A 14,215-nucleotide genomic window follows, 5' to 3' on the forward strand; every position below is an offset into this window, starting at 1 on the left:
TGCTTGTTGGTGCAGGGTGTTGAAGGTGTGGAAGAACTCCTCCTGCGTGGACTCCTTGCTCGCCAGGAACTGCACGTCGTCCACGAGCAGGATGTCCATGTCCCGGTAGCGCTTGCGGAACGCGTCCGCCTTGCCGTCCCGGATCGAGTTGATGAACTCGTTGGTGAACTCCTCCGAGGACACGTAGCGCACCCGGGTCCCCGGGAAGAGGCTGCGCGAGTAGTGCCCGATGGCGTGCAGCAGGTGGGTCTTGCCCAGCCCGGACTCGCCGTAGATGAAGAGCGGGTTGTACGCCTTGGCCGGGGCCTCGGCGACCGCCACCGCAGCCGCGTGCGCGAAGCGGTTGCTCGCGCCGATGACGAAGGTGTCGAAGAGGTACTTGGGGTTCAGCCGGGCGGCCGGCTCGTCCTTGCGGGAGCCGCCGGCCGGAGGGGCGCCGGGCGGGGCCGGGACGCCGGGCACGGCCGGACGGTCGGTGGCGCGCTCGGCCGGGGCCTTGTCCGAGGGACGGCCGGGGGCCGGGCGGCCCGAGGGGGAGCGGCGGCCGGCGGCGGTCCGCGGGTGCTCGCCGGGGCCGGGGCCGTAGGCGCCGCCGAACAGGTCGCCCTGGGTGGTCGCGGGCGGACCGGGGACCGGACGGGGAGCCGGGCGCGAGGTCGGCGGCTCGGGCTCGGGATAGCCGGGGGACTGCTCCGGGTACCCCTGGTGGCTCTCCCACGGCTGCTGGGCCGGCCCGCCGTAGGGCGAGGGCTGGCCGCCGTACGCGGGGCCCTGGTGCTCCTCGTAGCCGCCCGCCCCGTAGTGGTCCTGCTCGTACTCGGACTCGTACGGCCGTTCGTACGGGTGGCCGGGGTGACCCGGGTGGGGCTGGCGGGCCTGGTGGGACTGGTGGGCCTGGTGGCCGTACTCGCCGCCGCCCTCGGAGCGCGTCCACGGCTCGGCGGCCTGCGGTTCGGCGGTCGGCGGTTCGGCCGGGGCCGGCGCGGTGGGCACGGCGTTGGCGTCGACCATCACGGCGATCCGGACGGGACGGCTGAGCTCGCGGCTGAGGGCCTCGGTCAGCTGCGGCAGCAGCCGGCCCTCCAGCACCTGCTTGGCCCGCTCGTTCGGGGTCGCCAGCAGGGCGGTGTCGTGCATCATCCACATCGGCTGGGTGCGCTGCACCCACTGCTTGTCCATCTCCCCGATGTCCGGGTCGCCGACCAGCCGCTCGACGACTCTCGCCCAGACCGGGACGAGGTCGCTGTTGACATCAGCCACTGGTGCACGCTTTCTCGGGTCCCCGCGGCTCCAGCAGGGGTAATGGATCAAGAGACTGTGGAGCTGTGGTTCGTTGGCGTCCGACGACGCAGAACAAACCAGACAAGTCCTGCAACGGTAGTCAGCGAACAGAGCCGGATCAAGTCGTTGTCCACAGGCTGTGGGCGACGGGGTCGGTGGGTGGGACGGCCGCGGGCCGCCGGGCGGGTCCGGGCCCGCCCGGCGCGAACGGCTGGTTTGACCCTCGTGCCCCGTCCCGCGTACCGTAACCAGGTCGAGTTGTCGATGGCCGCTGCCGCATGTCCGCGGGTCCACCCGCTCCATAAGGCGCGCAGCACGGGCGCCGTGGATTGCCTCAAACCCCAGCCGAACTGGGGCGATGGGCCGGATTTCCGTATCAGGGGAGATCACGCGGACGCACGGTGACGGCCAAGCGACATCCCGTCATCCTACGATTCACCTCAGGAGCCCCCGAGTGAGCAAGCGCACCTTCCAGCCGAACAACCGTCGCCGCGCGAAGACCCACGGCTTCCGGCTGCGTATGCGTACCCGCGCCGGCCGCGCCATCCTGGCCGCCCGCCGTGGCAAGGGCCGCAGCGCCATCTCCGCCTGATCCGCGCCAGAGTCTGTTGTGCTGCCCACCGAGAATCGGCTGCGGCGGCGCCAGGACTTCGCGACCGCGGTGAAACGCGGTCGCCGGGCCGGCCGGCCCCTACTGGTCGTCCATCTCAGCAGAGAGGGTGACCCGAAGGGGCAGGCCGACCGGACCAGCGACTCCCGCCCGCACGTCGCCGAGGGGACTCCTTCGGCGCGTGCGGGTTTCGTCGTGAGCAAGGCCGTCGGCCCGGCCGTCGTCCGGAACCTGGTCAAGCGCCGGCTTCGCCATCTCGTCCGTGATCGTCTGTCCAGGCTGCCCGCCGGTAGCCTGATAGTGGTGCGTGCGCTGCCCCAGGCCGCGTCCGCCTCGTACCAGGACCTGGAACGCGATCTGGACGCGGCGCTCAAGCGGTTGCTGAAGGCGGAGCCCGCCGTGACGGCGCCGACGGGAGCAGGGCGATGAAGTACCTGCTGATGGGTCTGATCCGGGTCTACCAGTGGACCATCAGCCCACTGCTCGGTCCGGTGTGCCGTTACTACCCCTCCTGTTCGCACTACGGCTTCGAGGCCGTGAAGGTGCACGGGGCGGTCAAGGGCGGCGGCCTGACCGTCTGGCGCATCCTGCGCTGCAATCCGTGGACGCCCGGCGGGGTCGATCATGTCCCGCCGCGCAAGCACCCGGTGTGGCACCGCCGACTGCGAGACCTGCTGAACAGCCGGTCCGCCGCCGGGCAGCCGGTGACCACGCCCCCCGCCGGTCCGGACCCCGAGGGCCCGGCGACCATTGGTCCCTTGGGGCCGATCCCAATGTCCAAGGAGCCTGACCGGTGACCTTCTCCTTCCTGAATCCCCTGTACACAGCGGTGTCCTGGATCATCGTCCAGTTCCACTCGCTGTACAGCCACATCTTCGACCCGGACGGTGGCTGGGCCTGGGGTCTGGCCATCGCCTCCATGGTGGTCGTGATCCGGATCTGCCTGATCCCGCTCTTCGTGAAGCAGATCAAGGCGACCCGGGCCATGCAGGCGATCCAGCCGAAGATGAAGGCCATCCAGGAGCGCTACAAGAACGACAAGCAGCGCCAGTCCGAAGAGATGATGAAGCTGTACAAGGAGGCGGGTACCAACCCGTTCTCCAGCTGCCTTCCCATCCTCGTGCAGGCGCCGTTCTTCACCGCCCTCTACGGCGTGCTGGCCTCGGTCGCCAAGGGCAAGCCGATCGGTGTCATCCACGGCGACCTGCTGGTGAGCGCCGGCAAGGCGCACATCTTCGGTGCCCCGCTCTCCGCGACCTTCGTCGGCAGCACCGAGACCAGCGTCAAGATCGTCACCGCGGTGATGATCATCCTGATGTCGCTGTCGCAGTTCATCACGCAGCGCCAGCTGATGACCAAGAACGTGGACCTCACGGTCAAGACGCCGTTCATGCAGCAGCAGAAGATGCTGATGTACGTCTTCCCGATCATGTTCGCCGTGATGGGCATCAACTTCCCCGTCGGTGTGCTGGTCTACTGGCTGACCACCAACGTCTGGTCCATGGGCCAGCAGCTGATCGTCATCCGCAACAACCCGACTCCGGGCAGCAAGGCCTGGGACGAGCGCCAGGCCCGCCTGAAGAAGCAGGGCCGGCTCAACCCGGACGGCTCGGTGATCAAGGGCTCGCTCTGGGGCATCCTGCCGCCGAAGAAGACGGCGGCGACCTCCGCCGAGGCCGTGGTCGAGGACGCCGTGCAGGTGCGCCGCCAGCAGCCGCGGAAGCAGACCAAGGCCCAGCGCCAGCACAGCGGCGGCGCCCAGACCGCCAGCCTGACCAAGGACGACGCGGCCCCGGCCGAGGAGCCCGTGGAGTCCGCGGGAACCGTTCAGGCCGACTCCGGCAGCGCCAAGCCGGCCGCGAGCCGGCCCGGTGGCGCCAAGTCGGGCCCGGCCCGGCAGGGCGGCCGGCAGCAGCCGAGGCGCGGTGGGCAGGGCGGCCAGAGGCCGAAGAAGAAGTCCTGACCGGATCGGCCGGCCCCGCCCGGCGGCCCCCGAACCTCGTTCCCGGCCCACCACCCGGGCCCATCCTTGAAGGAGTCCATCAGTGACGGAAGGCACCACCACCTCCGCCGTCGAGGTCGAGGACGCTGCCAGCGCCGACGAGAGCCTCGTCTCGCGTCTGGAGCAGGAGGGCGACATCGCGGCGGACTACCTGGAGGGTCTGCTCGACATCGCCGACCTCGACGGTGACATCGACATGGACGTGGAGGGCGACCGCGCCCTGGTGTCCATCGTCAGCGACGGCAACGACCGCGCGCTGCAGCGCCTGGTGGGCCAGGACGGCGAGGTGCTGGAGGCGCTGCAGGAGCTGACCCGGTTGGCTGTCCACCGGGAGACCGGCGAGCGCAGCCGCCTCATGCTGGACATTGCCGGCTTCCGGGCCCGCAAGCGGTCCGAGCTGGCCGCGCTCGGGGCCAAGGCCGCGGAGCAGGCCAAGAGCACGGGGGAGCAGGTCAAGCTGCAGCCGATGACGCCGTTCGAGCGCAAGGTCGTCCACGACGCGGTGGCCGCGGCCGGACTGCGCAGCGAGTCGGAGGGCGAGGAGCCCCAGCGGTGCGTGGTCGTGCTGCCGGCCTGAGCCAGGGGAAGTCGATGACCGGCCGCGCAGGCGACCGGTGACCGTCAGAGGACTCGACCCCGTCCGCCTCGTGCGGGCGGGGTCGTCGTCCCTTCGCGGGGTGTTGCTGCCCGCGAGAGATGTTTCACGTGAAACGGTGCGGAGAACGGGTCGGTGGATCCGGGGAGCAGAGAGGTCGAGATGGACACGGAGAGCGCGGCTGCCGGAGGACCGGTGGCGGGTGCCGGCGGTTCCGGAGCCGAGGGTCCGGCGGGTCCGGGCACCGATGGCGCGGCCGACACGGCCGCCGAGGGGCTGGCCCCGGCCCCGGCCGTGGCCCGGGAGGTCTTCGGTGACCGCTTCGACGCCGCGGTCCGCTACACCGAGCTGCTGGCCACCTCGGGCGTCCAGCGCGGGCTGATCGGCCCCCGCGAGGTGCCCCGGCTCTGGGACCGCCACGTGCTGAACTGCGCGGTGCTGGCCGAGCTGTTGCCGCCCGGCTCCACCCTGTGCGACGTCGGCTCCGGAGCCGGGCTGCCCGGCATCCCGGTGGCGCTGGCCCGCCCGGACGTCTCGGTGACGCTGCTGGAGCCACTGCTGCGCCGGACCACCTTCCTGGAGGAGGTCGTCCGGGAGCTGGGGCTGGAGAACGTCACGGTGCTGCGCGGCCGGGCCGAGGAGATGGTCGGCAAGCTCGCGGTGGACGTGGTGACGGCCCGCGCGGTCGCGCCGCTGGAGCGGCTGGCCGGCTGGGGCCTGCCGCTGCTCCGCCCGCACGGGCAGATGCTGGCGCTCAAGGGTGACAGTGCCGAGCAGGAGCTGGCGGAGTCGCGGGCCGGCCTGGCCAAGCTGGGCGCGGTCGAGTGGACGGTGATCTCGGTCGGCGAGGGCACCCTGGAGACCTCGACCCGGGTGGTCCAGGTCAAGGCGGGGGAGAGCCCCGGCGGCGTGAAGGCGGCCACCCGGCGGGCCAAGGCGGCCCGGGCCGGGCGCAACGCCGGTGCGGTGCGCGGGGCCGGGACCGGCCGCGGCGGGCGGCGCCGCAGCCGCTGAGGCCGCTGCGAGACGGTGTTCCACCCCGGGCGGGTGGTCCTCGGACCACCCGCCCGGCGGCTTTCGGGGGCTTCCCGGGTCGTCGGCGACGGGCGGGTGACGGGCGGGGGCCGTCCGGGTGACGGAATCCCATCGGAGTGTCGCACCGTCAGATTTCCGACATAGCGGGCATGGTTTTCACGTGAAACGTCGCTCTCTCCTCACGGACAGTTTGGATCTGCGGCTCCGCCGCGGGCTCGGTATCTTCCGGGCGGCGACTGTTGCCGCTCCGGTTTCACGTGAAACACTGACCTCCATGCAGGACTCGGAGACCATCGACCAGATCGATGACACGCCCATCGCGCGTGCTGCCCAGGCTGCGGTCCAGGCGATCGGCCGAGCGGGCGAAGGGCTGCCCCGGCCCGCCGCCACCCGCGTGATCGTGGTGGCCAACCAGAAGGGCGGGGTGGGGAAGACCACCTCGACCGTCAACATGGCCGCCGCGCTCGCCATGCACGGACTGCGCGTCCTGGTGGTGGACCTCGATCCGCAGGGCAACGCCTCCACCGCGCTCGGCATCGACCACCACGCCGAGGTGCCGTCCATCTACGACGTCCTGGTCGAGGGAAAGCCGCTGGCCGACGTGGTGCAGCCGGTGGTGGACGTCGAGGGCCTGTTCTGCGTCCCCGCCACCATCGACCTGGCCGGTGCGGAGATCGAGCTGGTCTCCCTGGTCGCCCGGGAGAGCAGGCTCCAGCGCGCCATCGCCGCGTACGAGCAGCCGCTGGACTACATCCTGATCGACTGCCCGCCCTCGCTCGGCCTGCTGACGGTCAACGCGCTGGTCGCCGGCCTGGAGGTGCTGATCCCGATCCAGTGCGAGTACTACGCGCTGGAGGGCCTCGGGCAGTTGCTGCGCAACGTCGAGCTGGTCAGGGCGCACCTCAACCCCACGCTGCACGTCTCCACCATCCTGCTCACGATGTACGACGCCCGCACCCGGCTGGCCGCCCAGGTCGCCGAGGAGGTCCGGACGCACTTCCAGCAGGAGGTGCTGCACACCGCGATCCCACGCTCGGTCCGGATCTCGGAGGCACCGAGCTACGGTCAGACGGTGCTCACCTACGACCCGGGCTCGACCGGTGCGCTCTCCTACCTGGAGGCGGCCCGGGAGCTGGCGATGCGGGCGGTGCCCGCAGGAGGCGGCGGCTCGTTGGTGGGGCAGCAGCGGGACGGCGAGCCGGGGCGGAGCGCCCCGATGGCACAGCACGGTACGACGGAGGGCAATCGGTGAGTGGTCGCAGCAGGGGTCTGGGTCGGGGGCTCAACGCACTGATCCCGGCCGGTACGCCGACGGCGGGCGCGACGGCGGTACAGCCCGCGGCGGCCGCGGTGATGGCGACCGGCACGGTGTCGCCGACAGCGGTGCCGGTACTGCCGAACGGCCGGGGCACGGTGGCGGCCCGGGCGGCCGCGGAGACCCTGCGCGAGCAGGCGGAGCAGGACGGTGCGGTGGCCGGGACGGAGCCGGCGCAGGAGGTCACCGCCTTCTTCGCCGAGCTGCCGCTGGACTCGATCACGCCCAACCCGCGCCAGCCGCGGGACGTCTTCGACGAGGACAAGCTGGCCGAGCTGGTCGCCTCGATCAAGGAGGTGGGCCTGCTCCAGCCGGTCGTGGTGCGCCAGGTCGCGCCGGAGCGCTTCGAGCTCGTCATGGGAGAGCGCCGCTGGCGGGCCTCCCGGGAGGCCGGGCTGGAGCAGATCCCGGCGATCGTCCGGGCCACCGAGGACGACAAGCTGCTGCTGGACGCCCTGCTGGAGAACCTGCACCGGGCGGAGCTGAACCCGCTGGAGGAGGCCGCCGCCTACGACCAGTTGCTGCGGGACTTCTCCTGCACCCATGACGAGCTGGCCGACCGGGTCGGCCGCTCGCGTCCGCACGTGACCAACACCCTGCGGCTGCTGAAGCTCTCGCCGTCCGTGCAGCGCCGGGTCGCCGCCGGGGTGCTGACCGCGGGCCACGCCAAGGCCCTCGTCGGCGTGCCGGACGCGGAGCGGCAGGAGGAGCTGGCGAAGCGGATCGTCGCGGAGGGCCTCTCGGTGCGGACCACCGAGGAGATCGTGAAGCTGATGGACCCCGAGCCGCAGCAGCAGCGCCCGGCCGGGCCGAAGGCCGGCAAGCTGCTCTCCCCGGCCTTCAACGACCTGGCGAGCCGCCTCTCCGACCACTTCGACACCCGGGTCAAGGTCGAGGTCTCGCAGCGCGGCGGCAAGCTGGGCAAGGGCAAGGTCGTGCTGGAGTTCGGCTCGGTGGAGGACCTCAACCGGATCCTGGACAGCCTGGCCCCGGGCGAGGACGGTCTGCGGCTGTCGCAGGGCTGATCAGGCCGAGGCGGCGACCCGATGGGTGCATGTTCCACGTGAGCGGTGTTTCACGTGAAACATGCACCCATCGCCGTTCGGAGGGAATGCTCGACTGTGGAGTGGACGAGGAGGTACGGGGAATGGGACGCCGGATCGCTCCGCTGACACTGGACAACCTCGCGGATCTGCCGACCACCTGCCGCTCCTGCGTGTTCTGGGAGCTGGACCCGGTGAGCGGCCGCGCGGCGGTGGAGGCCGGGAAGCCGGAGCTGGAGAAGGAGGGGTGGATCTCCGCGGTGCTGCTGGAGTGGGGCTCGTGCGGCCGGATCGTCTACGTGGACGACAACCCCGTCGGCTTCGTGCTCTACGCCCCGCCCGCGTACGTCCCGCGGTCGCAGTCGTTCCCGACCAGTCCGGTCTCACCCGACGCCGTCCAGCTGATGATCAGCCGGGTGCTGCCGGGCTACCAGCGGCAGGGGCTGGGCCGGGTGCTGGTGCAGACGGTGGCCAAGGACCTGCTGGGGCGGGGGGTGAAGGCGATCGAGGCGTTCGGCGCCGTCGGGCGGCAGCCGCCGAGCTGCGTCCTGCCCGCCGACCACCTGCTCGCGGTCGGCTTCAAGACCGTCCGCCCGCACCAGCGCTACCCGCGGCTCCGGCTGGAGGCCCGCACCACGCTCTCCTGGCGCGGGGACGTGGAGGTGGCGTTGGAGCGGCTGCTGGGCGGTGGGCGCAAGGAGCCGGCCCTGAGGCCGTTCTAGCCCCGGAGCGGAGACGAAGCGGCCGGCAGGACGCGGGCCGGGAGCGTCGGGGCCGGGAGGACGCGGGCCGGCAGGACGCGGGCCGTGCGACCGCAGGCCGGGCGCGGACGGCGGATACGACGAGGGCGGGGCTCCCGGTGGGGAGCCCCGCCCTCGTGGCGTCGCGGTGGGCCGGACCTAGATGAACTCGGCCAGCTCGCGCAGCAGCGCGGCCTTCGGACGGGCACCGGTGATCGACTTCACCGGCTCGCCGCCCTTGTAGACGATCAGGGTCGGGATGGAGATCACGTTGTACGCCGCAGCGGTCTGCTGGTTGGCGTCGACATCGAGCTTGGCGATGGTCAGCTTGTCGGCGTGCTCGGACGCGATCTCTTCGAGGATCGGGGCGACCTGGCGGCACGGGCCGCACCAGGTGGCCCAGAAGTCGACCAGGACGGGCTTCTCGCTGTCCAGGACATCGGCCTTGAACGTCGCGTCGGTGACGGTGGTGGTGGCGCCGGCCACGGGGACTCCTCGGGGTCAAACGGAGAGGGCTGCTGCCAGGAGAACAACGGGCGGGCCCGTTCTGTTTCCTTCCTGGCCGGGGCGGGGGTGTTCCACGTGGAACACCCCCGTGGGGTCGGTCGGGTCGTGCGGGGGCTCAGACCGCGACGGTGGCGGCCTGGGCCTCCAGGTCGGCCAGCGAGGCCAGGTAGCGCTCGGCGTCCAGCGCGGAGGAGCAGCCGGTGCCGGCGGCGGTGATCGCCTGGCGGTAGGTGTGGTCGACGACGTCGCCGGCGCCGAAGACGCCCGGGATGTTGGTCCGGGTCGAGGGGGCCTCGACCTTGAGGTAGCCCTCGGCGTCGAGGTCCAGCTGGCCCTTGAACAGCTCGGTGCGCGGGTCGTGGCCGATGGCGATGAACAGACCGGTGACGGCCAGCTCGCGGGTCTCGCCGGTGGTGGTGTCGCGCAGGGTGACGCCGGTCAGCTTCGGGTCGCCGTGGATCGCCTCGACCGCGCTGTCCCACTCGAAGCGGATCTTCTCGTCGGCGAACGCACGCTCCTGCATCGCCTTGGAGGCGCGCAGGGTGTCCCGGCGGTGGATGATCGTGACGCTGCGGGCGAAGCGGGAGAGGAAGGTCGCCTCCTCCAGCGCGGTGTCACCGCCGCCGACCACCGCGATGTCCTGGTCGCGGAAGAAGAAGCCGTCGCAGGTGGCGCACCAGGAGACGCCGCGCCCGGAGAGCTTGTCCTCGTTCGGCAGGCCCAGCTTGCGGTGCTGCGAGCCGGTGGTGACGATCACGGCGCGGGCCTGGTGGACGTTGCCCTCGGAGTCGGTGACGGTCTTGATGTCGCCGGTGAGGTCGACCGCGACGATGTCGTCCGGGATCAGCTCGGCGCCGAACCGCTCGGCCTGGGCCCGCATGTTGTCCATCAGCTCGGGGCCCATGATGCCGTCGCGGAAGCCGGGGAAGTTCTCCACCTCGGTGGTGTTCATCAGCGCGCCACCGGCGGTGACGGCGCCCTCGAAGACCAGCGGCTTGAGGGAGGCACGGGCGGTGTAGAGCGCAGCCGTGTAGCCGGCCGGGCCGGAACCGATGATGATCACGTTACGGACGTCGCTCACTGCATCTCCTGGTTCGCATCGCGACCCGCGTTAGGTGCGGGGAGGGCGGTCCTGATCCGCCGCCCGGGACAACGACTCACCAGTCTCTCGCATTCCCAGGCGGATCCGTACCAGGCGCCCGCACTGTGGGAGCGTCGGACGGCCCCGGGCGTGGATCGCACGGGAACGGCCGTTCAGCGGGCCGGGACGGTGCGGTGCAGCAGGACGGGCCCGCAGCCGGGGGAGCGGAGGTAGACGTCGAGCTTCTGCGGCTGGTCCGGTACGGCGTACACCAGGACCTCGGCCGGGGCGCCGGAGTAGCTGCCCGTGTCGGTGGCGAGCAGCGGTCCGTCGGCGGGCGCCGGGCAGGCCGCGGTGCCGGGGCCTCCGGCGATGCCCTGCTGCGCGTCGGCGGGCGGTACCTCGGACTTGCCGGTGGACGGCCTGGAAGCCTGGCCGGACGGCTGGGCGGAGCCGTTGGGCGTGACGCCGGTCCGGGCGAGCAGCTGTTGGACCTGGGCCGCCAGCTGGTCGTCCCGGTAGACGGTGCCGCCGTTGGCGTGTTCCGCCCGGGCGCTCTTGGGCGTGCCGCTCGGCATGGCCCCGGCGGTGGGGGCGGCGGCGGAGACCGCTGCGGTGTCCGAGGCCTTCCGGTCGGCCCCGGAGAACAGCAGGGAGCCGCCGAGGCCCGCCGCGAGCAGGGCGGCCGCGGCGCCGAGCAGCAGGGCGGTCCGGCGTCGCCGTGAACGGGAGCGGCCGGGCCCGGTGGCCGCCGCCGGGGTGGCGGGCCGTCCGGGCGGCCCGAGGGGGGCAGGGGCGGGCCCGGACGGGCGGGCCGGGGCACTGGCCGGTCCGGCCGTCGCGGAGGCCTGCCGGGGGGCGCCGGGGCCTTCCGCGGCGGTGTCGCGCTCGTCGGCCGCCGCGGTCAGGGCGGCGTCCAGCCGGGCGGCGACGTCGGCGGGCATGGCCGGTGGCTCGGCGGAGCCGAGCAGGGCCTGCACCTCGGCGAGCGCCTCGGCGGTCTCGCGGCACTCGGCGCAGCCGGCCAGGTGGTTCCTGAGCGCCTCCGCGTCGTCGGCGGACCCGATCAGCCCTTCGGCGAGGTCGGCCAGCTCGTCGACGCAGGGGTGCGGTCCGGCGGCGTGCGGCTCCACCGGGTCGCCGTCGTCGGGGGAGGAGAGGGGGGCGGTCATCGCTTGCTCGCATCTCCTTCCAGAATCGGCCGGCCGGTGTCCGGGCCCGTCCTTGTGACGGCCCGCGCCCCGGACGGGTTCCCGGGCGGTGGGGCTGAGCCCCGCGGGGCGCGGGCCGCTCCCTCCGTTCCACGTGGAACGGGCTCGCCCGGTGCGGCGGCCGGCGCCGTGCCGTCCTCGCGCAGGTGGCGGACCAGCGGCAGCAGCCGGGCCCGGCCGCGGGCGCAGCGGCTCTTCACCGTGCCGACCGGGACGCCCAGCACCTCGGCCGCCTCGGCGACCGGGTAGCCCTGCATGTCGACCAGGACCAGTGCGGCCCGCTGCTCGGCCGGCAGCTCGGCGAGCGCCGCCGCCAGTTCCCGGTGCACCTCGGCGCGGACCACCGGGGAGTCGGCCGGTTCGGCCTGTCCGACCAGGGCGTCGAGGCGCTGCGGGTCGTCGTCGAGCGGTTTGGTGCGGCGGGAGGCGGTGCGCCGGGCGCGGTCCAGGCAGGCGTTGACGACGATCCGGTGCAGCCAGGTGGTGACGGCCGACCGGCCCTGGAAGGTGTGGGCGGCGCGGAAGGCGGAGACCAGGGCGTCCTGGAGCGCGTCGGCGGCCTCCTCGCGGTCGCCGAGGGTGCGCAGGGCGACCGCCCAGAGCCGGTCGCGGTGGCGGTCGACCAACGTGCCGAAGGCGTCCCGGTCACCGGCGACGTGCCGGGCGAGCAGCGCCGCGTCGTCGTCCGCCGGGACCGTTCCGTCCGCCACTGCCACCCCTCGTCGTGCCTGCCGTGCCCGTGCCACCGCAGCGGCCCCGCGTCAGCCGAAGACCTTCACCTCGGCGATCTGGCCGCGGTACTCGCCCTTATCCTTCGGCAGGCTGGTCAGCCAGATCAAGAGGTAGCGCGTGGTGACCGGGCTGTCGACGCTGTAGTCGACCGTGGTGCCGGACTTCTTCCCGAGGACGGTGAAGTCGCTCGGCCGGGCCCCCAGCGGATCGGCGGCGGCCGAGGCGCTCGGCACCCTCAGCTCGGCGGTGGTGGTGCCGACGAACTGGACGTTCACCGAGCTGACCGCCTGCGGCGAGCCGAGGTCGATCAGCAGGCCGGTGCCCTCCTTGAGCGGCTTGGTGGGGCCGAACGGATCCTGGTACCCGAAGGTGGTCCAGACGGTGGAGGTGTCCCCGTCGAAGGCCTTGGAGAGGGAGAAGGTGCCCTCGGGGCCCTGGGTGCCCAGCGGGTTGTACGACTGGGCCTCCTTGATGGGGATCCCCACGGGGGCGTGCGTGGCGGTGTGCGCGCTGGGGGTGGCGGAGCTGACCGTGGGGTTGGGGGCGGCCGAGATGGTCTGCCCGTTGTTGCGCAGGCTGTCCACCAGTTGCCAGGAGGCGACGCCGATCGCGCCGAGGGCGACCGTCCAGGCCGTCATCTTGGCGACCCGGCGCAGCCGCCGCCGGGTCCGCCGGACCGGGGCCGTCCGGGCCGGGGCGGGGGCCGTGGCGGCGCCGGGGGCGGCGATCACCCGGGTCGGGTTGGGCGCGGTGGGCAGCGCGTGGGTGTTGTGCCGCGGCGGGGCGGTGAAGGCGGGCAGCTCCGGCTCGGGCTGGCGGATGCGCGGCATCAGCGCGATCGCCTTGGCGAGCTGCTCGGGGGTGGTGATCGGCTCGGCGTGGTGCGGCGGGTGGTCGAACAGGGCGCGCGCGGCCAGCTCGGAGAGGCCCTTGTGGACCCCGGCCCGGACCTGGTCCGGCGGCACGTCGCGGAGGTTCCTCGGCAGGCCCCTGAGGTCGTAGCGGTCCTCGGGGAACGGCCAGCGGTGGGTGAGCGCGGCGAACAGCAGGGCGCCGATGGCGCGGGTGTCGGTGCGCTCGGCGTCCTCGCCGCCCCCGTCGGGCAGGCCGCGCAGGGCGGCGTCGACCGCGATGCCGTTGATCCGGTACTGGCCGCTGTCGGTGCGCAGCACGCAGCGCGGCGTCAGGCGCAGATGGGCCTGGCCGCGCCGGTGGGCGGCGGCGACCGCGTCGGTGACCTGGCGGACCATCTGGTACGCGTCGTGCGGCTCCATCGGGCCGTCGGCGAGCAGCTTGGCGAGGTCGGAGGCGTGCGGCAGCCACTCCCGCACGACGTAGACCAGCTCGCCCTCCTGGACGGCGTCCAGCACCTGGACGAAGCGGGGGTCGCCGAGCAGCGCGGCGGACTTCGCGGCGGCCAGGACCTTGCGGGCCCGCTGGTGGCCGGAGGCCATCAGGTGCACGCCGACGGCCCGGCGGAGCTTCTCGTCGACGGCGCGCCAGCTGCTGAAGGTCTCGGTGTGGGAGATGCACTCCTCCAGCCGGTACCGGTGGCCGATCTTGTCGCCGCTGTGCCGCAGCGGGGCCGGCAGGGTCTTCGGCAGGGTGCCCGTCGCGCGCGGGTCGTGGGTGGGCTGCGGGTCCTGCGGCGGCCGGCCGGGGCGGTGGGCCGGTGTGGCCTTCGCGGCGGCGGCCTTGCGCGCGGCGCCCGCGGCCAGTTCGGCGCGGATCTCGTCGGCCGAGAGCGGCGCGGTGATCTCCGAGGTCTCCTCGCTGACGGAGGTCGCGGTGGACGGCTCGTCGTCGCCGCGGTCGTCACTCGCGTCGGTGCCGGCGTCACCCGCCTCGCCGCGGTCGTCACCCGCCTCGGCGACGGCGTCGGACGCGCCGGTCCGGCCGGTGTCGGTGCTCGTGCCGGCCGTGGTGGCCCGGGCCGTCCCGTCGGCGAGCTCGTCGATCGCCGCGGCCAGTGCGGCCTCGTCCGCCGCCCCGTCAGCTGCTGACGTGTCGACGACCGCCTTGGTGCCATCAGCCACCGTGGTCCTGCCTCCCCTTGTGTCGCC

The 14,215-nt window shown here is 73.1% G+C and carries 15 protein-coding genes; 9 read left to right on the forward strand and 6 right to left on the reverse strand.

From position 1 onward, the window contains the following. Nucleotides 1-1,260, reverse strand: a 1,260-nt coding sequence (locus C2142_RS40020) for a DnaA/Hda family protein (RefSeq protein WP_241002664.1), incomplete at its 3' end; no start/stop codon positions are given. Nucleotides 1,261-1,735: 475 nt separating this feature from the next. Here C2142_RS40020 and rpmH point away from each other — a divergent pair. The 9 genes from rpmH to C2142_RS19415 all read left to right on the forward strand — a co-directional run bounded on the left by rpmH (nt 1,736) and on the right by C2142_RS19415 (nt 8,603). After that, nucleotides 1,736-1,873, forward strand: coding sequence for a 50S ribosomal protein L34 (gene rpmH, locus C2142_RS19375; RefSeq protein ID WP_148643823.1), 138 nt, complete (start codon nt 1,736-1,738; stop codon nt 1,871-1,873). 18 nt (nt 1,874-1,891) lie between these two features. Beyond that, entirely contained in the window at nt 1,892-2,320 is a 429-nt protein-coding gene (rnpA, locus tag C2142_RS19380; protein WP_148643824.1) for a ribonuclease P protein component, read from the forward strand. Then, nucleotides 2,317-2,688, forward strand: coding sequence for a membrane protein insertion efficiency factor YidD (yidD, locus tag C2142_RS19385; protein WP_148643825.1), 372 nt, complete (start codon nt 2,317-2,319; stop codon nt 2,686-2,688). Before rnpA ends, yidD begins: the two co-directional genes overlap by 4 nt. Beyond that, nucleotides 2,685-3,854: a membrane protein insertase YidC gene (gene yidC, locus C2142_RS19390; protein WP_148643826.1), complete on the forward strand. Its 1,170-nt coding sequence runs from the start codon at nt 2,685-2,687 to the stop codon at nt 3,852-3,854. The genes yidD and yidC overlap by 4 nt, the downstream gene beginning before the upstream one ends. Before the next feature lie 82 nt (nt 3,855-3,936). Beyond that, nucleotides 3,937-4,470, forward strand: a complete 534-nt coding sequence (locus C2142_RS19395; protein ID WP_148643827.1) for a R3H domain-containing nucleic acid-binding protein — start codon at nt 3,937-3,939, stop codon at nt 4,468-4,470. Between the two features lie 180 nt (nt 4,471-4,650). Next, complete coding sequence (gene rsmG / locus C2142_RS19400; RefSeq protein ID WP_148643828.1) at nt 4,651-5,502, forward strand: 16S rRNA (guanine(527)-N(7))-methyltransferase RsmG; 852 nt, start codon at nt 4,651-4,653, stop codon at nt 5,500-5,502. Nucleotides 5,503-5,824: 322 nt separating this feature from the next. Then, nucleotides 5,825-6,775 (forward strand): ParA family protein, encoded by a 951-nt coding sequence (locus tag C2142_RS19405; protein ID WP_148644884.1) that lies wholly within the window; start codon nt 5,825-5,827, stop codon nt 6,773-6,775. Next, complete coding sequence (locus tag C2142_RS19410) at nt 6,772-7,863, forward strand: ParB/RepB/Spo0J family partition protein (RefSeq protein WP_148643829.1); 1,092 nt, start codon at nt 6,772-6,774, stop codon at nt 7,861-7,863. The genes C2142_RS19405 and C2142_RS19410 overlap by 4 nt, the downstream gene beginning before the upstream one ends. A gap of 122 nt (nt 7,864-7,985) precedes the next feature. After that, nucleotides 7,986-8,603, forward strand: coding sequence for a GNAT family N-acetyltransferase (locus tag C2142_RS19415; RefSeq protein WP_148643830.1), 618 nt, complete (start codon nt 7,986-7,988; stop codon nt 8,601-8,603). Between the two features lie 177 nt (nt 8,604-8,780). On the opposite strand, the gene trxA is transcribed toward C2142_RS19415, so the two are convergent. The 5 genes from trxA to C2142_RS41630 form a co-directional block, all read right to left on the reverse strand. Beyond that, nucleotides 8,781-9,107: a thioredoxin gene (gene trxA / locus C2142_RS19420; protein WP_148643831.1), complete on the reverse strand. Its 327-nt coding sequence runs from the start codon at nt 9,105-9,107 to the stop codon at nt 8,781-8,783. Between the two features lie 136 nt (nt 9,108-9,243). Continuing rightward, nucleotides 9,244-10,209: a thioredoxin-disulfide reductase gene (gene trxB, locus C2142_RS19425; RefSeq protein WP_148643832.1), complete on the reverse strand. Its 966-nt coding sequence runs from the start codon at nt 10,207-10,209 to the stop codon at nt 9,244-9,246. Nucleotides 10,210-10,382: 173 nt separating this feature from the next. After that, nucleotides 10,383-11,381 carry a zf-HC2 domain-containing protein gene (locus C2142_RS19430; protein WP_148643833.1) on the reverse strand — a complete coding sequence of 333 codons (999 nt, stop codon included), beginning with the start codon at nt 11,379-11,381 and terminating at the stop codon, nt 10,383-10,385. Next, on the reverse strand, nt 11,378-12,130 hold the full coding sequence (gene sigM / locus C2142_RS19435; RefSeq protein ID WP_148643834.1) for an RNA polymerase sigma factor SigM: 753 nt from the start codon (nt 12,128-12,130) through the stop codon (nt 11,378-11,380). Before sigM ends, C2142_RS19430 begins: the two co-directional genes overlap by 4 nt. Nucleotides 12,131-12,181: 51 nt before the next feature. Next, nucleotides 12,182-14,188: a protein kinase family protein gene (locus C2142_RS41630; RefSeq protein WP_148643835.1), complete on the reverse strand. Its 2,007-nt coding sequence runs from the start codon at nt 14,186-14,188 to the stop codon at nt 12,182-12,184. Nucleotides 14,189-14,215 lie beyond the last annotated feature (27 nt).

It is taken from the genome of Streptomyces sp. CB01881 (assembly GCF_002953255.1).
Classification (GTDB): domain Bacteria; phylum Actinomycetota; class Actinomycetes; order Streptomycetales; family Streptomycetaceae; genus Kitasatospora.

Excerpts from the sequence above, each read along its gene's own strand:
- yidD (WP_148643825.1), top strand. The coding sequence starts at position 2,317 with ATGAAGTACCTGCTGATGGGTCTGATCCGGGTCTACCAGTGGACCATC.
- rsmG (WP_148643828.1), top strand. The coding sequence starts at position 4,651 with ATGGACACGGAGAGCGCGGCTGCCGGAGGACCGGTGGCGGGTGCCGGC.
- C2142_RS19415 (WP_148643830.1), top strand. The coding sequence starts at position 7,986 with ATGGGACGCCGGATCGCTCCGCTGACACTGGACAACCTCGCGGATCTG.
- C2142_RS19430 (WP_148643833.1), bottom strand. The coding sequence starts at position 11,381 with ATGACCGCCCCCCTCTCCTCCCCCGACGACGGCGACCCGGTGGAGCCG.